The 21755-nt window shown below is 38.3% G+C and carries 25 protein-coding genes; 7 read left to right on the forward strand and 18 right to left on the reverse strand.

Annotation, left to right across the window (positions count from 1 at the left end; genetic code table 11):
* Window positions 1-47: 47 nt before the first annotated feature.
* Complete coding sequence (gene panP, locus I6E69_RS11510; protein ID WP_002958981.1) at window positions 48-1673, reverse strand: pyridoxal-dependent aspartate 1-decarboxylase PanP; 1626 nt, start codon at window positions 1671-1673, stop codon at window positions 48-50.
* A 266-nt stretch (window positions 1674-1939) separates the two neighbouring features.
* Between panP and I6E69_RS11515 the strand changes: the two genes are divergently transcribed.
* A complete protein-coding gene (locus I6E69_RS11515; protein WP_033020723.1) occupies window positions 1940-3820 on the forward strand; it encodes a GGDEF domain-containing protein in 1881 nt (626 codons plus the stop codon).
* A gap of 6 nt (window positions 3821-3826) precedes the next feature.
* Here I6E69_RS11515 and I6E69_RS11520 read toward each other — a convergent pair whose 3' ends face one another.
* The 5 genes from I6E69_RS11520 to mpl are packed head-to-tail and all read right to left on the reverse strand — an operon-like array spanning window position 3827 to window position 8172.
* Complete coding sequence (locus tag I6E69_RS11520; RefSeq protein ID WP_197121290.1) at window positions 3827-4498, reverse strand: tRNA (guanosine(46)-N(7))-methyltransferase TrmB; 672 nt, start codon at window positions 4496-4498, stop codon at window positions 3827-3829.
* A complete protein-coding gene (locus tag I6E69_RS11525) occupies window positions 4498-5265 on the reverse strand; it encodes an ABC transporter permease (protein ID WP_002961025.1) in 768 nt (255 codons plus the stop codon). The genes I6E69_RS11520 and I6E69_RS11525 overlap by 1 nt, the downstream gene beginning before the upstream one ends.
* Entirely contained in the window at window positions 5266-6195 is a 930-nt protein-coding gene (locus tag I6E69_RS11530; protein WP_149603103.1) for an ABC transporter ATP-binding protein, read from the reverse strand.
* Window positions 6195-6815 (reverse strand): flavin prenyltransferase UbiX, encoded by a 621-nt coding sequence (locus tag I6E69_RS11535; protein WP_149603104.1) that lies wholly within the window; start codon window positions 6813-6815, stop codon window positions 6195-6197. The genes I6E69_RS11530 and I6E69_RS11535 overlap by 1 nt, the downstream gene beginning before the upstream one ends.
* A 1-nt stretch (window position 6816) precedes the next feature.
* Entirely contained in the window at window positions 6817-8172 is a 1356-nt protein-coding gene (gene mpl / locus I6E69_RS11540) for a UDP-N-acetylmuramate:L-alanyl-gamma-D-glutamyl-meso-diaminopimelate ligase (RefSeq protein WP_039489678.1), read from the reverse strand.
* Between the two features lie 251 nt (window positions 8173-8423).
* Between mpl and I6E69_RS11545 the strand changes: the two genes are divergently transcribed.
* Complete coding sequence (locus I6E69_RS11545) at window positions 8424-9212, forward strand: hypothetical protein (RefSeq protein ID WP_197121291.1); 789 nt, start codon at window positions 8424-8426, stop codon at window positions 9210-9212.
* Window positions 9213-9299: 87 nt separating this feature from the next.
* Here the strand turns inward: I6E69_RS11545 and I6E69_RS11550 are convergent, their stop codons facing one another.
* From I6E69_RS11550 to folB, 3 genes are read right to left on the reverse strand one after another with little or no spacing between them, the layout of a single operon-like run.
* Entirely contained in the window at window positions 9300-10100 is an 801-nt protein-coding gene (locus I6E69_RS11550) for an undecaprenyl-diphosphate phosphatase (RefSeq protein ID WP_197121292.1), read from the reverse strand.
* Complete coding sequence (gene folK / locus I6E69_RS11555; RefSeq protein WP_024604057.1) at window positions 10097-10585, reverse strand: 2-amino-4-hydroxy-6-hydroxymethyldihydropteridine diphosphokinase; 489 nt, start codon at window positions 10583-10585, stop codon at window positions 10097-10099. Before folK ends, I6E69_RS11550 begins: the two co-directional genes overlap by 4 nt.
* A complete protein-coding gene (folB, locus tag I6E69_RS11560) occupies window positions 10586-10945 on the reverse strand; it encodes a dihydroneopterin aldolase (protein ID WP_024604056.1) in 360 nt (119 codons plus the stop codon).
* A gap of 230 nt (window positions 10946-11175) precedes the next feature.
* Here folB and plsY point away from each other — a divergent pair, with 230 nt between their 5' ends.
* Window positions 11176-11787, forward strand: a complete 612-nt coding sequence (plsY, locus tag I6E69_RS11565) for a glycerol-3-phosphate 1-O-acyltransferase PlsY (RefSeq protein ID WP_002961038.1) — start codon at window positions 11176-11178, stop codon at window positions 11785-11787.
* Between the two features lie 11 nt (window positions 11788-11798).
* On the opposite strand, the gene tsaD is transcribed toward plsY, so the two are convergent.
* From tsaD to I6E69_RS11580, 3 genes are read right to left on the reverse strand one after another with little or no spacing between them, the layout of a single operon-like run.
* Complete coding sequence (tsaD, locus tag I6E69_RS11570) at window positions 11799-12812, reverse strand: tRNA (adenosine(37)-N6)-threonylcarbamoyltransferase complex transferase subunit TsaD (protein ID WP_165744224.1); 1014 nt, start codon at window positions 12810-12812, stop codon at window positions 11799-11801.
* Window positions 12813-12850: 38 nt separating this feature from the next.
* Entirely contained in the window at window positions 12851-13441 is a 591-nt protein-coding gene (locus I6E69_RS11575; protein ID WP_002961040.1) for a YjaG family protein, read from the reverse strand.
* Window positions 13434-13787 carry a DUF2007 domain-containing protein gene (locus I6E69_RS11580; protein WP_002961041.1) on the reverse strand — a complete coding sequence of 118 codons (354 nt, stop codon included), beginning with the start codon at window positions 13785-13787 and terminating at the stop codon, window positions 13434-13436. The genes I6E69_RS11575 and I6E69_RS11580 overlap by 8 nt, the downstream gene beginning before the upstream one ends.
* 75 nt (window positions 13788-13862) lie before the next feature.
* Between I6E69_RS11580 and I6E69_RS11585 the strand changes: the two genes are divergently transcribed.
* The 3 genes from I6E69_RS11585 to I6E69_RS11595 all read left to right on the forward strand — a co-directional run bounded on the left by I6E69_RS11585 (window position 13863) and on the right by I6E69_RS11595 (window position 16259).
* A complete protein-coding gene (locus I6E69_RS11585; protein ID WP_002961042.1) occupies window positions 13863-14285 on the forward strand; it encodes a DUF2721 domain-containing protein in 423 nt (140 codons plus the stop codon).
* Window positions 14286-14662: 377 nt separating this feature from the next.
* Window positions 14663-15547: a LysR family transcriptional regulator gene (locus I6E69_RS11590; RefSeq protein ID WP_138489549.1), complete on the forward strand. Its 885-nt coding sequence runs from the start codon at window positions 14663-14665 to the stop codon at window positions 15545-15547.
* Window positions 15548-15638: 91 nt separating this feature from the next.
* Window positions 15639-16259, forward strand: a complete 621-nt coding sequence (locus tag I6E69_RS11595) for a 2OG-Fe(II) oxygenase (RefSeq protein ID WP_002961046.1) — start codon at window positions 15639-15641, stop codon at window positions 16257-16259.
* 38 nt (window positions 16260-16297) lie between these two features.
* On the opposite strand, the gene ubiA is transcribed toward I6E69_RS11595, so the two are convergent.
* Both ubiA and I6E69_RS11605 read right to left on the reverse strand, forming a co-directional pair.
* A complete protein-coding gene (gene ubiA, locus I6E69_RS11600) occupies window positions 16298-17176 on the reverse strand; it encodes a 4-hydroxybenzoate octaprenyltransferase (protein WP_138489550.1) in 879 nt (292 codons plus the stop codon).
* Entirely contained in the window at window positions 17173-17712 is a 540-nt protein-coding gene (locus tag I6E69_RS11605; RefSeq protein WP_197121293.1) for a chorismate lyase, read from the reverse strand. Before I6E69_RS11605 ends, ubiA begins: the two co-directional genes overlap by 4 nt.
* 154 nt (window positions 17713-17866) lie before the next feature.
* Here I6E69_RS11605 and I6E69_RS11610 point away from each other — a divergent pair, with 154 nt between their 5' ends.
* Complete coding sequence (locus I6E69_RS11610; protein ID WP_002961049.1) at window positions 17867-18265, forward strand: flagellar basal body-associated protein FliL; 399 nt, start codon at window positions 17867-17869, stop codon at window positions 18263-18265.
* A gap of 3 nt (window positions 18266-18268) precedes the next feature.
* Here the strand turns inward: I6E69_RS11610 and glpG are convergent, their stop codons facing one another.
* From glpG to I6E69_RS11630, 4 genes are all read right to left on the reverse strand, one after another.
* Window positions 18269-19087 carry a rhomboid family intramembrane serine protease GlpG gene (gene glpG, locus I6E69_RS11615; protein WP_197121294.1) on the reverse strand — a complete coding sequence of 273 codons (819 nt, stop codon included), beginning with the start codon at window positions 19085-19087 and terminating at the stop codon, window positions 18269-18271.
* Window positions 19084-19401: a thiosulfate sulfurtransferase GlpE gene (gene glpE / locus I6E69_RS11620; RefSeq protein WP_077537084.1), complete on the reverse strand. Its 318-nt coding sequence runs from the start codon at window positions 19399-19401 to the stop codon at window positions 19084-19086. The genes glpG and glpE overlap by 4 nt, the downstream gene beginning before the upstream one ends.
* Before the next feature lie 68 nt (window positions 19402-19469).
* A complete protein-coding gene (gene tdh / locus I6E69_RS11625; protein ID WP_024595694.1) occupies window positions 19470-20495 on the reverse strand; it encodes an L-threonine 3-dehydrogenase in 1026 nt (341 codons plus the stop codon).
* Between the two features lie 50 nt (window positions 20496-20545).
* Window positions 20546-21739: a glycine C-acetyltransferase gene (locus I6E69_RS11630; RefSeq protein WP_002961055.1), complete on the reverse strand. Its 1194-nt coding sequence runs from the start codon at window positions 21737-21739 to the stop codon at window positions 20546-20548.
* Between the last annotated feature and the right edge of the window lie 16 nt (window positions 21740-21755).

Genomic DNA, 21755 nt, shown 5'->3' on the forward strand with positions numbered 1-21755 from the left:
TCTTTGATATTAAAAAAGGGTCCTTATGACCCTTTTTTGTATTTAGATTACATATACTTTCTCAAGTATTTTTTGAATACCGGATCTGTTGCAGCCAACTCTTTTTGCTCAGCTAATATCTCTTTTAAAATAGCGCCTGAGGTAAGCGGGTTAGCAAGGACCACTCTAAATACAACCGTTGGTTGATTGTCGTATTTAGAAGGCGTTAAGCGTGTACGTGATACAAATGAGCGACCAGACTCGCGTTGACGCTTTTGCATACTGGCAGTAAAACGGTTCAGTGAAGCAAAAATATCTAACCGAGTTGCGGCATCAGCATCAGCTATTGCTTGTTTAATTTGCTTAGGTACATAACGATACGTTAATAAGCACAACTCAGGCTCCGAAATAAGCTCAAAGTCTTCATCAGCCTTAATTAAATCAGCAAAGTAATGTGCTTTTTTGATGCTTCGATCAATCAGCATTTCGTAACCTTTGCGACCAATAACACGTAAGCAAGCGTGTACTAACATTGCCATACCCGGTCGGCTGCCTTCAAGCGTGTGGCTACCTAAGTCTTTTGAACCTTTACGTAATATATACTCAGCGTGATGTTCTATTGCATCAGTTGCAGCGGGGTCTTTAAATAAAACCAAACCCGCTCCCATTGGTACATACATTTGTTTATGTGCATCGATGGTAATTGAATCTGCTCGCTCAATCCCTTTTAGTAAAGGACGGTGCGTACTCGATAAAAGGGTCGCTCCCCCCCATGCAGCATCTACATGAAAATGGCAGTTAATGTCTTGTGCTAAGTCGGCCATTTCATCAAGTGGGTCAATATTACCAGTTTCGGTTGTCCCCGCGACCCCAATAATCGCCATTACTTTAATGCCTTGCGCTTCAAGCTCACGTGCTTTTTCGCGCATAGCTGTTACATCGACTTTGTTATTTTCGCAGGTTTTAATACCAATTAAGTTATCGCGACCAATGCCGAGTAAATCAACCGATTTACCTAACGAGTAATGCCCGCGTTCTGATATTAATACCGCTAAACCTTTATAGCCGTAATGCAGCATACCAGCAATTAAGCCTTGTGCGCCGATACCTCTAAAATCGCCATCAGGTTTTAATAAGCGGTTTCGCGCAATCCAAAGCGCAGTAATATTAGCAACCGTACCACCAGAGCAAAATGCACCTAATGAGGTTTTAGCACTGTGCATCCATTTAGAATAAAATGAGTCTTCTTGCCCATAAGCTAAATGATGCATCATCCCAAGCACTTGACGCTCAAGAGGCGTAAACGCTTTAGATGTTTCTATTTTTACTAGATTTTGATTTAGCCCTACCATCAATTTTGACAGCGGTAATAAAAAGTGCGGCAAGGCAGAGGTCATGTGACCAATAAAACTAGGCGCAGCTGTATGCACAGAATGTGCAACAAGCTGCTCCATTATGTCTTGGGCATAAGCAGAGACAAACGTTGGATCTTCTGGGATCACTGCCGATTGAAAATCTTTTTCTATTTCATGTAATGGTTTTTCAATTGCCGCTATATTTTCGTTTAGAAAACCTGCTAAATTACTCGAAATTTCAAGCTCGATTTTGCTTAAAGTTGAGTCTGGCGCTTCAGGTACAGTAAATATACGCTTAAGGCTTTCTTTAGAGGCGACGGCACAACGCTTTTGATCCATCTTAATACCTAGTGTGTGTGTAGCTAAAACACGCGCTTACCCATCAAAAACGCCTACTTATTAGGACATTTGGAGCAATCGTGTTTCTTTAAAAATTGCGCTAACTTTACTGCAATATAACTAAAATGTCTCGTCTAAACCTATAAAAGCAATCAAAGCGATGACAAAAAAATGATAATTTAATTAAAACTCTACCAAACCTAATTATTTATTGGGCATTTACTTATTTTGGGTATAATAAATTTGATAACAAAAAAGGGACACATATGCCAGAAGGAAGAGTCAAAGTTAGTTGGATAGTGGCAGGCTTTAGCTTGTTTTTAATAAGCTTGCTAACCTACGTTTACTACACTTACCAAACCACGCGTGCTGAAATAATGCAGTCGGTTGATAATCGCTTACTTAATGCCGCCACCAGCGTTAAACATATTTTAGGTGACGATTATTTAAGTGCGGTTAATCAAGGCGATAATATAAGTTTTTCTTACTATCAAGATAAAAGTAAACAACTCTCTGAGTTTGCTCAAGCACTTGATATTGCTTATGTCTATTCAATGATTTTAAAAGACGGTAAGGTGCTTTTTAGCTCATCAAGCTACACGCAAGACGATCAGAATAATGGCAAGGTAACTCAATTTTTAGATCTCTACCCTGAAGCTACCGATGCAAATATAAGTGCTTTTTATTCAACAGAGCCAGTATTTGAAATATCGAGCGATCAGTGGGGCCACTTTAAAACAATTTTTATTCCTTACGTTGACCCAATTAACGGCAATACCTATTTAACGGGTGCCGATATAACTATTTATGATTTAAACGAGAAACTTAAAGAAAGCGTATCGAAAGCTGCTGCAATGGCTAGCTTCTTCTTTTTTATCGCGATACTCGTTGCCGCCATATATATTTATTTACTAAAACGGTCTTTAGCAACTGACTCAAGTACTGGTTTTTCAAATCATATTGCACTTGAGTACTTTATTAAAAAAAGTAATGCACATCACATGCAATTAGCCGTTATTTGGGTTAATGAAATAGAAGATATAAACAGTTTTTACGGCACGGAAGTGGGTGACAAGGTAATGAAAAACTTACTTATTCACTTTAAACTTAGAAGCTCTACGCATTGCCATATATACAGACTAGCAACAAATAAAATAGTATTACTCGCGCCTAAGGAAATGAGTAATGACGAATTTACCGACCTCGTAAAAACATATAACTTTAATACACCGGTGTTAACTGACCCTTTTATCTACATAACCCTATGTGCAGGTATTGCCAGTGGTAACAAATCGCTACTACTTGAAAACGCTCATATAGCAGCGCTGCAAGCTAAACAAGGCAGGCATAGTGTAGTTAACTACTCAAAAGCGCTACACGATGTAAAAACGCAATATCAGTACAATGTAGAAATGGCTAAAGAAGTGCGAGAAGCGTTTGATAACAATCGTATAGTGCCTTACTTTCAACCCATTATTGACACAAATACCAATAAGGTCGTTCAATACGAATGTTTAGCTCGAATGGTAACAGCGCAAGGGGAAGTATTAAAACCTGATGCATTTTTAAATGTTGTTACCCGCTCAAGAATGGACGGAATACTTACCCGTACTATATTTTCACAATGTGTTAGTCGCTTTAGAAAAACCGATATTTGCTGGAGTTTAAATATAACAGCACAAGATATGCTCGACCCTAATTTAAGTGAGTTTATTGCGGACGAACTTAAGCGCTACCCGCATCCAGGTAATATCACATTAGAGCTTTTAGAAACCCAAGCTATTGCCAACTTCTCTGAAGTAAAAGCATTTATTGGAATGGTTAAAACAAAAGGCGTTAAGGTTATTATTGATGACTTTGGTAGTGGTTATTCAAATATATCAAACGTACTTAAGCTTGAAGTAGATGGTATTAAATTAGATGGCGCACTAATAAAGCAAATAGTGAATGACAAAGATATCTACTTGTTTATAGAACATATAGCCAGTTTTGCCAATCAACTTGGTTTACAATTAATGGCAGAGTCGGTAGAAAATACAACCATAGTAACCGCACTTAAAAAGGCGAATGTGACACTAATGCAAGGCAACTATTTTGCCCACCCAGTGCCACATGTTAATACGGTTACAGAAGAATTAGCACTTTAACTTACTTTAGCAAGGTAAGTTTATAACGAGTCGGTGGCTTTGCTGGCCACTGGCCCAGTATTTACGCTCAAAAGGCGTAATTGCATCGTCTGACTCATAAAGTGTTACATCGCAAGGGTTGCCTGTTAATTCAAGCGCCCGAGCAAACTCCTTAACGTAAATATCCCAATTGCTGCGCACTTCTAATTTTCCACCTAACTTAACGATAAATGGAAAAATAGCTGCGCCATGCCAGCGCCTACGAATATGCTTAGATTTAGGCCACGGGTTTGGATACAACAAATAATGGTGCGTAGGTTGCCAATTGGCGGCTACCGCTAAACGCCAAAAGTCATTTAAATCTGCTTGCACTAAGATGTACTGACCACTGTCGGTTTGCTTATATTCAACATCGTGCTTATCTAATCGGTGTGATGACTTATCAATACCAATGACAAGTGCATCAGGATGGCGCTTAGCTAAGTTAGCTGAGCTTTCACCCACGCCACAGCACGAGTCTAAAATAAGCGGGCCATTAAAGGCCTGTACTTTAGCGTTTACTTCATCAAATGCGGCCTGAGTATGCGCTGCAATCGGTTTTTTAAACTCAGCCTCTAAGTGCTTATTTACTATTTCATCAAGCTTTTCGTGAATACCCGCTTGATTAGATACAATACTACGTGAATTTGCATCACTCATTAGTGTCTTAGCCCCACACCTTTTTTAATTAAAGTTAGCGCTAAAGTAAATAACACCGTAATAAACACCAAAATAACACCTAGCGCTACACTTAAATCAACATCCGACACACCTAAAAAGCCATAGCGAAATGCATTTACCATGTAAATAATAGGATTTATTTGCGATACGTTTTGCCAAAATTCTGGCAATAACGTTATTGAATAAAATACACCGCCTAAGTAAGTTAATGGCGTTAGTATAAAGGTGGGAATAATGCTTATATCGTCAAAGCTATTTGCGTAAATTGCATTAATTAAACCACCTAAAGCAAACACAGCTGAGGTTAAAATAACGGTCGCCATAATTACAAAAATATTATGAATTTGAATATCAACAAATAATAACGATACACAGGTAACTATAAAGCCCACCATAATACCACGCGTCATACCGCCGCCCATATAACCCAGTACAATGATGTAATTAGGCACAGGTGCAACTAAAAGCTCTTCAATGCTTTTTTGAAATTTTGTTGAGTAAAAACTAGAGGCTACGTTGGAATAGGAATTAGTAATAACCGACATCATTATAAGGCCAGGTACAATAAACTCCATATAACTAAAGCCGCCCATATCACCAATACGTGAACCAATTAAGTTACCAAAAATAACAAAATATAAGCTCATCGTAATTGCTGGCGGCACTAAGGTTTGTACCCAGATACGTAAAAAACGAATACACTCTTTAATCCATAAACTCTTTAAGGCTACGCCATATTTAAACATTTATTCGCCCCGCCCTTGCTCTAATAATCCTACAAATAACTCTTCTAGTCTGTTTGCTTTATTTCGCATACTCAATACTGTATTACCTTGGGTTGTTAATGCGCTAAATACCGCATTTAAGCCCTGTGATTTAGCGACTTCTACTTCAACAGTATGATCGTCCGTCATCGTAAACTTATAACCTTCAAGCGTGACAGGGTTTGCTGGCATCTTTAAATCTAAAATAAAGGTTTCTTTATCAAGTTTTGCAAGCAGTGCTTTAATGGTGGTGTTTTCCACAATTCGACCAGAATCAATAATCGCTATGTTTTTACACAGTAACTCAGCTTCTTCAAGGTAGTGTGTGGTTAAAATAATAGTAACGCCTTGCTCATTTATTTGGCGTAAAAAATCCCACATTGAACGACGAAGTTCTATGTCTACACCCGCTGTTGGCTCATCAAGTATAAGTAATTTTGGCTCGTGCATAAGGGCGCGTGCAATCATTAATCGACGTTTCATTCCGCCTGAAAGCGTACGTGCTTGCTTGTCTTTTTTCTCTAATAACCCTAGCTGCGCTAAATATTTATCAGCACGTTTATGGGCTTCGCCACGTGGCACACCATAATAACCGGCTTGGTTAACCAGTATTTGGCTAAGCGTTTCAAACTGGCTAAAGTTAAACTCTTGCGGCACTAAGCCTAAATGCGCTTTTGCAGCTTCTAAATCAGTATCAATATCACAGCCAAATACTTCTACTTTGCCTTTTGTTTTATTAACAAGTGACGAAATAACACCAATAGTAGTTGATTTACCAGCTCCATTTGGACCAAGCAAAGCGAAAAAATCGCCCTCTTCAACTTGTAAATCAACGCCTTTAATAGCCTCAACACCATTTTTATAAACCTTGGTAAGGCCTTCTATATTTAAAGCAATATTTTGCTCATTCATTACTTACCCTCACCATAACCCCAACGTTCTGTTAGGTTATGCTCAATATTTAAATGATCTAAAATTCTCGCCACCATAAAATCAACTAAGTCTTCAATACTTTGTGGCTTATGATAAAAACCAGGTGCGGCTGGCATAATTGTTACCCCTAAACGAGATAACTTAAGCATGTTTTCTAAATGAATTTCGTTAAATGGTGTTTCGCGAGGCACTAAAATGAGCTGTCCGCGTTCTTTAATTACCACATCAGCGGCGCGCTCTAATAAATTATCAGACGCCCCCACTGCAATTGCAGAAACCGACCCGGCACTACATGGGCATACTACCATTTTTTTAGGAGCAGCAGAGCCCGAAGCCACAGGGCTAAACCAGTTATCTTTACCGTATACTTTTAGCTGATCAGGTTTGGCATTAAACAGCGTACTTAACTGCTCTGTGGCTTTATCTTCATTTCCAGAGAGCTTAATATTTGATTCTGTATCAAGCACCACGCGTGCTGCACTTGAGATGAGAACGTAGACCTGAAATTGCTGCTCTAGTAATACTTCAAGTAACCTAAGCCCATAAGGCGCACCCGATGCACCACTAAAAGCGAGCGTAATTCTATCTTTAAATTGCACACTATTCTCCGCTGTATTTATCAGCTAAACCATCAACAAGGTGTTGATGAAGGCCATTAAAGCCGCCATTGCTCATAATTAAAATGTGTTGATTAGGCTCAATATTTTCAAGCACTGTATCAATAATTGTTTGTGTGCTGCTAAAGCACTGCATACCTGCTTTGTCTGCTTGCTCTTTTAACGACCAATTTAGATTCTCTGGCTCAAAAAGGAGTACGTTGTCAGCATCACGTAATGAATCTAATAATGTATATTGGTGCACGCCCATTTTCATGGTGTTTGAGCGCGGCTCTAAAATAGCAATAATTTTTTCATCGCCTACTTTTGCGCGCAATCCTGCAAGCGTAGTTTTAATTGCTGTTGGGTGATGCGCAAAGTCGTCATACACTTTAATATTATTTATATCCGCCTTTAGCTCCATACGTCTTTTAGGGCTAATAAATTCTCCTAACGCATCAATACTATGATCAATGGCTATACCCACATGGCGCGCTGCTGCGATAGTCATAATCGCATTTTTAACGTTATGCTCGCCTATTGCTTGCCAACAGACAGTGCCCTGCTTTTCGCCATTAAGTAATACATTAAACTCACTTCCATCGGCTTTTATTAATTCATAGCTCCAATCATCGCCTAGCGTTTCGCTTTCGCTCCAAAGCCCTTGTGCTATTACGTCATTAAGCGCTACGTCTTGCTTTGGCCAAATTACCTTGCCGCTTTGAGGTAATGTACGCATTAAGTGATGAAATTGTTTTTTTATTGCGTTTAAATCTTCAAAAATATCAGCGTGATCGAATTCAAGATTATTTAAGATAAGTGTACGCGGGAGGTAGTGTACAAACTTACTGCGCTTATCAAAAAAAGCAGTGTCGTATTCATCGGCTTCAATAACAAAAAATGGCGTTTCACCCACTTTTGCCGATACACCAAAATTTTGCACTATGCCGCCAATTAAAAACCCTGGTTTCAAACCTGCGTACTCTAACACCCACGCAAGCATACTTGCTGTGGTTGTTTTACCATGCGTACCAGCAACCGCAAGCACCCAAGAATCTTGCAGTAAGTTATGCTTAAGCCACTCAGGGCCAGATGTATAAGGCAGACCTTTATCAAGCACATATTCAACACATGGGTTACCCCGGCTCATTGCATTACCAATAACGACCATATCTGGCTTTGGCTCTAATTGAGATACGTCGTAGCCTTGAGTCAGTTCAATGCCAAGCTCTTCAAGTTGCGTACTCATTGGTGGGTAAACGTTTTGATCGGAACCCGTTACTTTATGACCCAACGATTTAGCAATGGCTGCAATACCGCCCATAAACGTGCCACAAATACCCAAAATATGTATATGCATATACTTTCCTTAAATCGTATGCTCACTTTACAGCTATGCAAAGTTTAATGGCGCTATAATGCCAAAATTCGTGCTTAGTTACTATGTACGTCTGCACAATTCACTCGTGCCAAAAACACGTTAATTAGTTTTTTAAACGCTAAAAATCAAAAAATAGGCACGTTCACCTACCCTGCATTGCTTTTAATCAATTATTATCAATGTTATAAACCAGCTTGCTGTATAACTTTAAAACTTAAAAAGGACTTAATATGAAAAAACTATTCTTTATAGCCTGTATTTTACTTAGTCAAAAAAGCTTTGCTTTGGAATTTGCTAAGTACCCAATAGAACTAAGTTCAGGCGAAGGCGTTAATGTTGTTATTGCCCCAACAACAGATAAAAAACAAGCTTTAGTAAAAGTAACCGGTATAAATCATGATATTGATGGCATTGTATTTTTAACCGATTTAAAGCCCCACGGTAGTAATAAAGCGTACAAATATACTTACGATGGGTCACAAAGAAGTTTAGTAAGTGTTGAAGAAGGCTATCGCTGCTGCTCTTACACCCTTTATATTCCAGACACTCGTGATGGAACTTACTTATCAAAAAAAGAAGAATCAAACCCTGCCATTGTTGAAGATTTAAAAGCGCAATACGATCAACAGTTGAATAAAGGTACTCAAGCTAAACTAGCGAAGTTTAATCGTGAAAAGCATTTAGGGTATCAACAAAAAAATATAGCTGCCGCTAATAACGAAATAGATAAGCAATGTGGATTAAAAATAAATACCAATGTAAATTGGGAAGGCATTGATGATGAAAACTTAAAAAAATATGCCGTGGGTTCATTTTGTGCACAAGTTGCAAACGAAATGGCTTACATGTGCGAAGAAGATCAAAGCTTTAAAAATGACATTGCACAATTTAACGCTATTGAATGTAAATTTACTAATGAGCTAAAGTTACGTAAAAATGGTAATACTCTGATATTTAAAACAGCGCCAAAAGCCGCTAACCAACGTCAGTTTATAGAATCTTATTTGTTAAATTTGTAAGCTAAATTTAAAAATCAAAAAAGCACCTCAAGGTGCTTTTTTGGCTTTGTGTATAGCAGTTACATTTAATTAGTGGTTAACGACTACTTACATCATTAAAAATACAATCAAACCTACACCAAGCAATAAACGATATATCACAAATGGCAACATACCCATTCGCTCTATTACTTTTAAAAACATAAATATACATGCATAAGCCGATAAGAACGATAGCACCACACCTAGTAATAATGTATTCCAATCAACCACATGGTCACCCAAAGCAAGCTCTGCAGTATAATAAAGCCCCATCATAGAAATAATTGGAATTGCCAGTAAGAACGAAAAACGCGCTGCGCTTTGCTTATTCATTCCAAGCATTAAACCAGCAGTCATCGTGATACCTGAGCGAGAAGTTCCCGGGATCATTGCAACAGCTTGTGCAAAACCAATAATAAGTGCTGTTTTCCAATTAAGCTGATAAATAGTTTTAATTTGCTTACCTTTTACATCCGCGTACCAAAGCAATAAACCAAACACAATTGTGGTAGTAGCAATTACCCAAGCGCTTCGTAGGTACAACTCTATAAAGTCTTTTAAAAGTAAGCCTAAAATAGCAGCAGGCACAGTGCCTAAAATTATCCACCAACCTAGCTTACTATCATCAGTAGTACCCTGTGCTCCAAAGGATTTAAACCACGCACTGAGTATGTCGACGACCTCTTTGCGAAAATAAATAACAACGGCAATTAAAGTACCAACATGTACTGCCACGTCAAACGCAAGCCCTTGATCTTCCCAGCCTAAAATTTGCGATGGGAGAATTAAGTGCGCAGAACTCGATATTGGTAAAAACTCAGTAAATCCCTGTATGAGGGCTAAAATAATTATTTCGATGATACTCATGGGTTAGAAAACTCCACCTTCCATAGCTTTTGTTGAGGGTTATTATATTCATTCCATAACTGCGCAATCGTTTGTTTAGCTACAGGATGATAGAAATCTGGGGCAACCTCGCTAAGAGGTTGTAATACAAATGCGTTTTTAGTTATTTCATCTCGTGGTAATTGTGCTGGAGAAGCGCAAATTACATCATCATAAAATAGTAAATCTAAATCGAGCGTTCGTGGACTAAATTTTTTATCGTTCGCTGTGCGTCCATTATCACGCTCTATTTGTTTTAATAAAGCGCATACATCAACAAGCGACATATCAGTTGTAGCGCCAACGACTGAATTATAAAAATTATTCCCAGCAAACCCAACTGCTTCACTTTCAAAAACAGACGAGTGTACAATATGTTCAAAGTGCTGCTTAAGTGCAATTAATGCACATTGTATATAATGCGCTTTATTTATATTTGACCCTAGGCTGATATAAATTTGAGCCATTTAGTCAGTTGCCTTAACACGTGTAATTTCAACACCTACAGTTTGCGCTTGTGCTACTGCTGCTGGTTTACTTACTCTTATAGTAACTTGTGGAGTATTAAACTCGCTTAAAATAATATGCGCTAATTGTTCAACTAAAGTTTCTAGCAACTCTACAGGTTTTAAAGTGCAGTGCTCAATAACTCGCTCACTTACTTTTGAGTAATCGAGTGCTAAATTAATATCGTCATTTTCAGCTGCAGGCTTAATATCGCTTAGCATTTCAATATCAAAATAAAGGCTCTGTTTACTTTCTTTTTCAAAGTCGTACACTCCAATAATAGTGTCGACGTGCAATTGAGATATAAAAACCTTATCCATTGATACTCCAAATAACAACAAACTACTAAGCAACTATACTAAGCATCAATAAAATTAATACTGTATATGGTTTAGCCAGTGTTTAAATATGTAAAAATAACTTCTACAATAGCAAAATAACTAAACTAGCTATTAAATAGCCTGTTAATAATTTTTACTATAAATTTTGCTGCCAATAATAGCCTAAAAGCACTATCAATTGGTATAGCAATTAAAAAATAAGGAAGCGCGTGTTAGCCACTATAATGTTTGTTTTAGCTTATTTACTTGGGTCGATTTCGTCGGCTATTTTAGTGTCGCGGTTGTTCAAACTCCCAGACCCTCGTAATAGTGGTTCTAACAACCCAGGAGCTACAAATGTTTATAGATTAGGCGGAGCATTTCCGGCTTGCTTGGTTCTAGTGTTTGATATTTTAAAAGGCACTATTCCGGTATGGGGGGCTTATTTTTTAGAAGTTGAACCTTTAGAGCTTGGTTTAGTCGCAGTAGCTGCTTGTTTAGGCCATATGTACCCACTGTTTTTTAGCTTCAAAGGCGGTAAAGCCGTAGCAACGGCATTTGGCTCATTATTACCTATTGGCTTATCATTGGCAGGTTTACTTGTGTGTACTTGGTTAGTTATAGTGGCAATAACACGCTACTCATCACTGGCGGCGCTTGTAGCTGTATCTTTAGCGCCCTTGTATACATGGCTAATAAAGCCACTTTATACTCTTCCCGTTACTTTTATCACGCTGTTAATTATATTTCGTCACCGTACTAATATTATTCGATTATTTAGTGGGGAAGAACCAAAAGTGGGTGCTAAAAAAGCACCCACCGATGAAAACAAAAATATCTAAAATATGAGTCATTAAATCGGCTCAAGGCTATCTATAGGCCAACGAGGTTTTGTTTTCATATCAAGCGTGGCAAATTGCCCTGCTTTTAAACGTTGCATTCCGGCATAAGCAATCATTGCACCATTGTCGGTACAAAATTCAGTACGCGGATAAAACACTTCGCCTTTCATACCTTTCATTACGCGTTCGAGCTGCAGTCGAAGCTGTGTATTTGCACTCACACCACCGGCGATAACCAAACGCTTAATACCTGTTTGTTTAAGCGCACGCTTACACTTAATAACGAGGGTATCAATAACCGCAGTTTGAAATGCATGCGCTATATCAGCTTTGGTTTGATCGTCGTCGTCATTTTCACGAATCGTGATTGATGCCGCTGTTTTTAAACCACTAAAACTAAAATCAAGACCTGGCTTGTCGGTCATAGGGCGAGGAAATACAAAGCGCTTTGCTACGCCTTGTTCAGCCATTTTAGCTAAGCGCGGGCCACCGGGGTAATCAAGACCAAGTAACTTAGCCGTTTTATCAAAGGCCTCGCCTGCGGCATCATCAACTGACTCACCTAGTACTTCGTATTGTCCAATACCCGCTACTTTAACCATCATGGTATGACCGCCCGATACAAGCAATGCAATAAACGGAAACTCAGGGGTATTTTCCTCAAGCATCGGAGCAAGTAAATGCCCTTCCATGTGATGTACTGCTACCGCAGGTATATCCCAACCGTATGCTAATGAGCGACCAATAGACGTACCTACCAATAATGCACCAACTAGACCTGGGCCTGCAGTATAAGCAATACCGTCTAAATCTTCAGGACCACAACCTGCTTGTGCAAAAGCTGCATCTATAAGTGGTAATGTTTTACGAACATGATCGCGCGATGCAAGTTCCGGCACTACACCGCCGTAATCAGCGTGTACTTTTACTTGGCTGTATAATTGATGAGCTAACAAGCCTTTTTCGTCATCATATATTGCAATACCCGTTTCATCACATGACGATTCAATGCCTAAAATTCGCACTGTACTTCTCCTGCCTTTTAAATTCTACTTTGCTACTTTTATAACGTAAGACCAATATTTGTTTGGCCATCTTCAAGGGCAAACTTTTTTAGTGCCTTTACGCTATCAGAGGTAATACGCCCCATGTTTTCTACAAAATCAATTAGCTCACCTAATACTTCAATTTCGTACTGCATTAATGGGTGCTCTCTCACTGCTGTATTATCAGCAATCTCACCTTCAACCGTCATTTGATATTCAATAAAGCGAGCCACTGTTGCTTGAGATATTTTGCTCACACTAATGAACTCTTGCTCATCTTGCGCCACTAAACCATGCATTAAGCTAAGTAAAGACGTTGCAGCATCAATAGCAGGATAAGTACCAAACATATCAAAATCAGCAAGTTCAGGAACATTTGGCTCTATTTTTTCAACTTGTTTTTCGAGATCTATTTTACTTTTAGGCAGTAATATTTTTTCCCAACAAACATTAAGCGAATTACGTAATAAGGTTTCATCACCAAACCCCGTTGCTTCGCTAAATAAACCGTAATTTGGCAGCATTCGCTCTATTAAAGCACTTGCTAAGACGGCCTTTTGTAAATAGTTAAGCTCTCTAATACGCTGAAAATTATTTGCTTTAGTCATTCTTTAACGTCTCACACGACCAACAAAAATCAAATGTTGATCCATTATGCTCATTACAATTAGGGCATACCCAATCTGGAGCGGATTGTTTTACTTGTTGATAGTTTACCAATATTTGCCGCGCATGGCGCTCTTTTATCGCATAAACCTGCACACTAACTTGCGCCTGATCATATGGGATTTCTCCAAGCGCCCCTTGGAGCATCTCGCCTTTAATTTTACACTCTATTCCAGCAGTTTGTATTAAGCCTTTTACGATATTCGCTTCCAAGGTATTTTCAGCTTTATAAATTGTAACCCATTGAAAAGAGCTATCTGTTGAATTGTTATTATTAATATTTTGCAATATTCACCTCATTTATTTTGTGTTAACAATATCCTGCGCTAGATTATTAGCATGCTGTACTTTTAAGGAATAAACATGACACTAACAACCCCAGGCTTACTTTTTCCGGCCATATCGCTGCTATTACTCGCCTATACAAACCGATTTTTAGTTTTAGCGCAATTAATTAGGGAGCTAAATGCACGTGAAGGTGAATCTATTCGGCCTGTTGTAGTGGCTCAAATCACTAACTTACGTAAACGTATTAAGCTAATTAGAACGATGCAAGTGTACGGGGTAGCCTCTTTTCTACTGTGTACACTATCAATGTTTGCATTATTTATTGAGTTTAATGCCACAGGAATTATTTTATTTGGCATTAGCTTAGCTTGCTTAAGTTTATCGTTATTAACGTCTTTATTTGAAATACATATTTCCTGTGATGCAATCGAGATAGAACTGCAAAGCATTGAAAATAAACCACTAAGCAGCCGAATAAATAGAAATTTTGTAAAATAGAGTATTATAAATAAAACACTCTATTATTTGTCACAATCATGTTGTATGAACGCCCCTTTTTGGGGCGTACTTTTTTATTAATTAGAACAATTTAATCCAAATATACTAACTAACTTACTGACTACAAATAAGTTTACTTAGCTAGCCCATTGCAAAAACATAGATAAAATACAATAAACAACTAGTTATGAATTTAAAAAGTAATACTATTTGGTCGCTTTTCTCTTTAATTAATACTAAAAGGGGGGTATCCTGCTGGAAACACGTATGAACTTGCAACCGTATTTCAATATAGAATTTTACTAAACTTTAGAATAAAAATTAATATATTTGATGTCCGTGGTATCTGCGACTTACTTATAAAAAGGGACTATAAAGTGAGATTTGAACAATTAGAGCAATTTGTAGCACTTGGTATATTACGTCATTTTAGACAAGCTGCTGAACAAACCCAAATTAGTACTTCAGCGCTAACGCGCAGCATTCAAACACTTGAAGATGAAATGGGATATGAATTAGTAAAACGCTCAACACGCTCTGTTAAATTAACGCCAGAAGGCGAGCTTTTTCTAGAATATGCTAAAACAACCCTATCGGAACTTGAGCTAACGAAAAAGCGGATTTTTCAATCAGTAAACGGTAATGCCAATGAAAAGCTCGTTATTGGGTATACCAATAAGGCAAGCAGCATAGTCCCTATTTCTTGTGGACAGTTTTTAGCTCAATACCCTCATATAAAAATTGAGATGCAGCTACAAGATCAGCAAGAGCTAACACGCAAACTCCAACAAGGTGAAATAGACATTAGCGTATACTCTCAAGCTATTAATAGTATTGGCAGTGACATTCACTTACCTGATCAGCTTGTGTTATTTGTTTCAAAAAACCACCCTCTTGCCCATAAAAACGATATAAGTAAACAAAACCTTGATAGCTATCCGATGTTTGGCTGTTTCTCTGAGTCTAAACAAGTACAAACTATGCTTAATGAAGCAATTGATTCTTTAAATAAATCATCAAGTATTAAAGTGGGTAGTATTGAGCAAGTAATGGCAGGTGTAGTTAAATCAGATCATTTTGCTATTGCAAGCATTGAACATGCTAATGCAATCGCAGAGAATTCTGAATTAGTACAACTAAAAACAAATAAAGATTTAAACCACGAACAACTCGTTGTACAAACAAGCCAACAGACGTCGATTACTGAACATGTAGAGCATTTACTATCGCTTATAAAAAAAGCGGGTGCTGCATTTAGCTAATCTGATGTTTCAAAAAGTGCGGCACAATAAACAGTAGCTTTTAACAGCTTTTCGGCTACACTGTCGCACCTTTTTTAAACAGCTGATGTGAATGAACACACTTTTTGGTCCTGATGTCTATTTAGATGATATAGAACGCCAAGGATATACCGTAATTCATAACGCGCTTATTGCCGATTTAGTTAACGATTTAGTTGCAGACTGCCACCGTATAAACCCTCACTTTAGCCTTGCTGGTATTGGTCGATTAAATGACTTACAAATAGATAAAACCGTACGTACTGATAAAACCTATTGGTTTGACGGCAGCTCTCAAGCACAGCTTACCTATCAAGCAATAATGCAAAGTATAAAGACCACGTTAAATCGCAGTTTTTTTATGGGGTTATTTGATTACGAATGCCATTATGCAAAATATACACAGGGTGATTTTTACAAAAAGCACTTAGATGCATTTAAAGGTCGCTCTAATCGAGTATTTACAACGGTACTTTATTTAAATACGCCTAAGCAAGGTGGCGAACTTGTTATTTATAAACCTAAAAGTAAAGAGATAGAAATAACAATTAAACCAACTGCTGGCACATTAGTAATGTTTGAAAGCGAACGCTTTGCTCACGAAGTACTTCCCGCCGTTGACGATCGCTATTCTATTGCAGGCTGGTTTAGAAAAAACGCCTCTATTAGCGGCATTATTGATCCGCCCCGATAACTCCTAATAGAGCATTTTAATAGCCTTTATTGAGGCTTTTAAAATGCTATTGGGTATGAAAGTAATAACCCTATAAAAATAGCCAAACCCACGTAATGATTATTTAAAAACGCTTTAAAACAGGCATCTCTTTCACGTTTATGAATAAGCGTTTGTTGGTATGCCAATAGGCCCGCAGCAATACTTAAACCAACGCCAAACGCGACACTTAAATGATTGCTTATACCAATAAAAGCAACCAACGCTATAAATACAGCATTAAGTAAAAAGATAATATGGCGGTCGTATTTACCAAATAAAATAGCGGTTGATTTTACCCCTATTTTTAAATCGTCGTCCCTATCAACCATCGCATACATGGTGTCGTAAGCCACTGTCCAGCAAATATTGGCTATAAATAATAACCATGCCTGCTGTGGTAGTGCATTAATTGAAGCCATATACGCCATAGGAATAGCCCAACCAAATGCAGCCCCTAAAACAACTTGAGGTAACTGTGTATAGCGCTTCATAAAGGGGTAACAAAAGGCTAAAGCCAAAGCTCCAAAAGAAAGCAAAATAGTATTAACGCTAAGCATTAATACTAAAATGAACGCAATAACTATGAGTAGTAAAAATAGACTAAGTGCTTCACCACTACTCACCTGCCCTGAAGCTAGCGGCCGTTGAGCTGTGCGTTTTACCGAGCCGTCTATTTTTCTATCTGCAAAATCATTAATTACACACCCTGCGCTACGCATAACAACAACGCCCAGCGTGAATATAATAAAGTTGAGTAAGCTCGGCATCCCACTATTAGCAAGCCATAAAGCCCAGTATGTTGGCCAAAGTAATAACAAGGTACCAATGGGCTTATCTATACGCATTAACTGTATATAATAAGGAATATGTTTTGGCTTTAAAGCGGCTAATTTCATGAGTATAAATATGCTCCAGGTAAAAACACTTCACACACTAAAAACTTATATTCTTTGAGTGAGAATACACTTCGACGCCCTAGTAAGTTTTTCTCGGGTAAGTTCAATTTTGTAACTAACTGCTGAATAGGGTGCGTGTCATCAAAATAAGCAATTTCTATATCCGTTCGTTTTAATGCTGGGTCTTGAAAAATCACATCACCTAAAGGACGCTCGCCCATATTGTGCAAAGGATTAATAGAATCATTTTTCGGAAGCCAGCTTTGTGCGTACACCACAGGTTTGTTATCGCACAGTAAGAGAACTTCTCGATTAATAGCTGTTTTAGCTGTGCTGTTTAGTAGTAAGTTTTGCTCTGGGCTTAAAGTAAATAACTGCTCACTTAATACCTTTACATTAAAATTTTTTGAGTTACTTTTTAATTTAGCCGTTAATGAATTCTGTTCAAAAAGCCACTCTTGCTCTAGAGGAGATAAGTCACTTATATAAGAAGTGGACTGCCAATTAGCAGATATAGACAGAGGATAAGTAATCACAATAGCTCAACAAAATAAAAAACAACGAGATGATACCATTGCCAAAGCTTTTGAAAAAGTGATGTTTTATAACCATAAATAATTGCTTGGCGCTGTTTATTACCTACTATTAAGTATAAACTATTTGTAACAAGTTTTAAGAAACGCTTTAAATATGAAAAAAATAGTATACGCAGGTCTTTTTACGTTCTTTGTAAGCGTTATAAGCTTTACAGCTCGTGCTGAATCCACAGTTGGTTATTTTGGTTTTGAGCCAGATATAATCACCAACTACATTGGCGCATCAAGTAAAAAAATGGGCTATGTACGTGTAACTATTGATTTAATGCTTACTGATACTTCTGATATTGCAGTGGTTGAACACCACACGCCATTACTTCGTGATGCCCTAGTAGAGATTTTATCTAAAGAACCAGAAGAAAAAATAAAATCACTTACTGGCCGTGAAGAAATACGTGCAAAGTGCGCCGAAAAACTAAAAAGCCTGCTAAAAGAAGAAACAGGACAAGAGATCATCCGTGAAGTCTTGTTCACTAAATATTTATATCATTAGTATTTAACGTTTTGCGTTAAATATTTTGGCGGTATAAGCAAAAGCCATACCGCTAACTAACCCACCTAAGTGCGCCCAATTAGCCATACCTACAAACAATACATCAGCAAACCCAAGCACCAACCAAATCAACATAAAACCAACAATAGCCGTACTAACTAGGGCAGGTTTGTTCGGATTTAAAAAGCTATGAATCCAACAAAAACCAAGTAATCCATATACTACGCCACTCAAACCGCCAAAGTTAGGACCAACCATTAGGTATTGTGCCCAATTACTAATAAGTGCAGTCACTAAAAACAAGCCTATTAAGCTTAGTTTCCCGCATTGTTTTTCGATATTGTCACCAAGCGAAATCCACCAAATTAAATTAAACACTATATGCATTGCGCTAAAATGTACGAGGGCGGGCGTTAACCAACTTAAAGGCTGCGTAGGTTTAAACTGCATCATGGTGTAAATGGTCTCAAAACCACCTAGTAAAAAAGCAAAATAAATTATAACGCTTACAATACTTACGGTTTGATTTAACCAGCTGAGCGCTTTAAATCGCGTCATTAGATTAAGTGATTGCCCTTGATATTTAAGCGGCGATTGTGTGCTACCTACATCCCATGAAGCTTGTTGATAGCGTTCATGGTTAGGGTTTTGTGTAAATTCGGCCCATAACGGCTGAACTTGATGAAAGTCCTCCTCAGTCACGCTAATAATGACATTACTGCCATCTGCCGAGTGTATCTTTGCATCTAGGCCTTGGCTTTTTAAATAATCTATAAAGCCTTGTGCGGCGCGCGGGTTATTTAAACTGCCAAGCTCTATCATCGCTCTACTTTCTCGCTATAAGCCGCTTCCCAAGCAGTAAAACCACCATCCATACTGTAAACGTCTTCAAAACCTTGCTCAACTAAATAGCTAGCGGCACCTTGAGAGCTCATCCCGTGATAACACACGATAATAATTGGCTGATCGAACTCTTTTTCCATCATAAATTGCGCAATATTACCGTTAGACAGCGCTTCAGAGCCTGGAATATGACCGGCTTGATACGAATTAGGATCGCGAATATCTGCAATTACCACGTCTTCTTTATCTAAAAGCTCTAACGTTTGCGCTATAGAAATATGTTTAAATGCCATTGAAATCTCTTTAATTAATAGTATAAAAAAGGCGGCCTAAGCCGCCCTTCTTGTAATTTAGTGAGGAACTAATCCCAGTTTAAAATTACTTTACCTGACTGACCTGAAATCATCATATCAAAGCCAGCTTGGAAGTCATCCACAGAATATTGATGTGTAATGATTGGGTTTAAATCTAGGCCAGATTGAATCAAACTTGCCATTTTGTACCACGTTTCGAACATTTCGCGACCGTAAATACCTTTAATCACTAAACCTTTAAAAATAACTTGGTTCCAGTCAACTGCCATATCAGATGGTGGAATACCTAGCATGGCAATTTTACCGCCGTGGTTCATATTATTAAGCATTGAATTAAACGCGCTTGGCACACCTGACATTTCAAGGCCAATATCAAAACCCTCTGTCATACCTAGCTCTTTCATTACATCTTCAAGCTTTTCATTGGCAACGTTTACAGCGCGTGAAGCCCCCATTTTACGTGCTAAATCTAGGCGGTATTCGTTTACGTCGGTAATTACAACGTGGCGAGCACCAACATGTTTTGCAACAGCTGCTGCCATAATACCAATTGGGCCTGCACCAGTGATAAGTACATCTTCGCCAACTAAGTCGAACGATAATGCGGTATGAACTGCGTTACCAAATGGGTCAAAAATAGAAGCGAGTTCGTCAGAAATATTATCTGGAATTTTAAATGCGTTAAACGCAGGAATAACTAAATATTCGGCAAACGCACCTTCACGGTTTACACCTACCCCCGTTGTATTACGGCATAAATGTACACGCCCTGCACGACAATTTCGACAGTGACCACACGTAATATGCCCTTCGCCAGATACGCGGTCGCCAACCTGAAAGCCACGAACTTCTTGACCCATATCAACGACTTCACCAACATATTCATGGCCAACAACCATAGGCGTTGGAATGGTTTTACTTGCCCATTCGTCCCACTTGTAAATATGTACGTCGGTACCACAAATAGCTGTTTTGCGAATTTTAATCAGTAAGTCGTTATGACCTACTTCTGGCTTTGGTGCATCTGTCATCCAAATGCCCGGTTCTGCTTTTAATTTAGATAATGCTTTCATAATCCACACTCAACTAAAAAACCGAAGCGAGGCTTCGGTTTAAAATAAAATTAAATAACGCCCATTTCTTTACCAATACGGGTAAATGCATCGATAGCTGTATCGAGTTGCTCAATACTATGTGCCGCTGAAATTTGTGTACGAATACGCGCTTGCCCTTTTGGTACTACAGGGAATGAAAAACCGGTTACGTAAATGCCTTCAGCAAGTAATTTATCAGCCATTAACGAGGCTACTTTGGCATCTCCTAGCATTACAGGGATAATTGCATGATCTTTACCTGCACACGTAAAACCAGCAGCTTCCATTTGCTCACGGAAATATTTAGCATTTGACCAAAGTTTAGCGCGAAGCTCGCCGCCATTTTCAAGCATTTCAAGTACTTTAATTGATGCAGTAACAATTGAAGGCGCTAATGAGTTTGAGAACAAGTACGGGCGTGAACGCTGACGTAACCATTCAACAATTTCTTTTTTACCTGATGTATAACCACCTGAAGCACCGCCCAGCGCTTTACCTAATGTACCGGTGATAATATCTACACGGTCTAATACATTACAGTACTCAGGTGTACCCTTACCGTTTTCGCCAACAAAGCCAACTGCGTGAGAGTCATCTACCATTACAAGCGCATCATATTTATCGGCTAAGTCGCACACAGCTTCTAAATTACAAATAACGCCGTCCATAGAAAACACGCCATCGGTAGCAATTAGTTTAGTTTTAGCACCGGCTTCGTCTGCTGCAATAAGTTGCTTCTCAAGATCAGCCATGTCGTTATTTGCATAACGAAAACGTTTAGCTTTACATAAACGTACACCATCAATAATTGATGCATGATTTAATGAATCAGAAATAATAGCGTCTTCTGCGCCTAAAATAGTTTCAAACAAACCTGTGTTTGCATCAAAACATGAAGAATATAAAATAGTATCCTCTGTTTCTAAAAACGCACTGATTTTTTGCTCTAGTGTTTTATGGATATCTTGAGTGCCACAAATAAAACGTACTGAAGCCACACCAAAACCATGATTATTTAAACCATTCTGCGCCGCTTCAATTAACTCTGGACTATTAGCTAAACCTAAATAGTTATTAGCACAAAAGTTGATTACTTTACCTGATGCAACTTCGATTTGAGCTTGCTGCTGGGACTTGATAATACGTTCGTTTTTATACAAACCTTCGGTTTTTACGTCTTCAATTTGCTGTTGTAGCTGGCTAAAAAAAGCAGATGCTCTCATCTAGGTTCTCCATATA

The organism is Pseudoalteromonas sp. NZS100 (assembly GCF_015864815.1).
Taxonomy (GTDB): Bacteria; Pseudomonadota; Gammaproteobacteria; order Enterobacterales; family Alteromonadaceae; genus Pseudoalteromonas; species Pseudoalteromonas distincta.

Coding starts and splice junctions, on each gene's coding strand:
- panP (WP_002958981.1), bottom strand. CDS start 1,673: ATGGATCAAAAGCGTTGTGCCGTCGCCTCTAAAGAAAGCCTTAAGCGT.
- I6E69_RS11515 (WP_033020723.1), top strand. CDS start 1,940: ATGCCAGAAGGAAGAGTCAAAGTTAGTTGGATAGTGGCAGGCTTTAGC.
- I6E69_RS11520 (WP_197121290.1), bottom strand. CDS start 4,498: ATGAGTGATGCAAATTCACGTAGTATTGTATCTAATCAAGCGGGTATT.
- I6E69_RS11525 (WP_002961025.1), bottom strand. CDS start 5,265: ATGTTTAAATATGGCGTAGCCTTAAAGAGTTTATGGATTAAAGAGTGT.
- I6E69_RS11530 (WP_149603103.1), bottom strand. CDS start 6,195: ATGAATGAGCAAAATATTGCTTTAAATATAGAAGGCCTTACCAAGGTT.
- mpl (WP_039489678.1), bottom strand. CDS start 8,172: ATGCATATACATATTTTGGGTATTTGTGGCACGTTTATGGGCGGTATT.
- I6E69_RS11545 (WP_197121291.1), top strand. CDS start 8,424: ATGAAAAAACTATTCTTTATAGCCTGTATTTTACTTAGTCAAAAAAGC.
- I6E69_RS11550 (WP_197121292.1), bottom strand. CDS start 10,100: ATGAGTATCATCGAAATAATTATTTTAGCCCTCATACAGGGATTTACT.
- folK (WP_024604057.1), bottom strand. CDS start 10,585: ATGGCTCAAATTTATATCAGCCTAGGGTCAAATATAAATAAAGCGCAT.
- folB (WP_024604056.1), bottom strand. CDS start 10,945: ATGGATAAGGTTTTTATATCTCAATTGCACGTCGACACTATTATTGGA.
- I6E69_RS11575 (WP_002961040.1), bottom strand. CDS start 13,441: ATGACTAAAGCAAATAATTTTCAGCGTATTAGAGAGCTTAACTATTTA.
- I6E69_RS11585 (WP_002961042.1), top strand. CDS start 13,863: ATGACACTAACAACCCCAGGCTTACTTTTTCCGGCCATATCGCTGCTA.
- I6E69_RS11595 (WP_002961046.1), top strand. CDS start 15,639: ATGAACACACTTTTTGGTCCTGATGTCTATTTAGATGATATAGAACGC.
- ubiA (WP_138489550.1), bottom strand. CDS start 17,176: ATGAAATTAGCCGCTTTAAAGCCAAAACATATTCCTTATTATATACAG.
- I6E69_RS11610 (WP_002961049.1), top strand. CDS start 17,867: ATGAAAAAAATAGTATACGCAGGTCTTTTTACGTTCTTTGTAAGCGTT.
- glpG (WP_197121294.1), bottom strand. CDS start 19,087: ATGATAGAGCTTGGCAGTTTAAATAACCCGCGCGCCGCACAAGGCTTT.
- glpE (WP_077537084.1), bottom strand. CDS start 19,401: ATGGCATTTAAACATATTTCTATAGCGCAAACGTTAGAGCTTTTAGAT.
- tdh (WP_024595694.1), bottom strand. CDS start 20,495: ATGAAAGCATTATCTAAATTAAAAGCAGAACCGGGCATTTGGATGACA.
- I6E69_RS11630 (WP_002961055.1), bottom strand. CDS start 21,739: ATGAGAGCATCTGCTTTTTTTAGCCAGCTACAACAGCAAATTGAAGAC.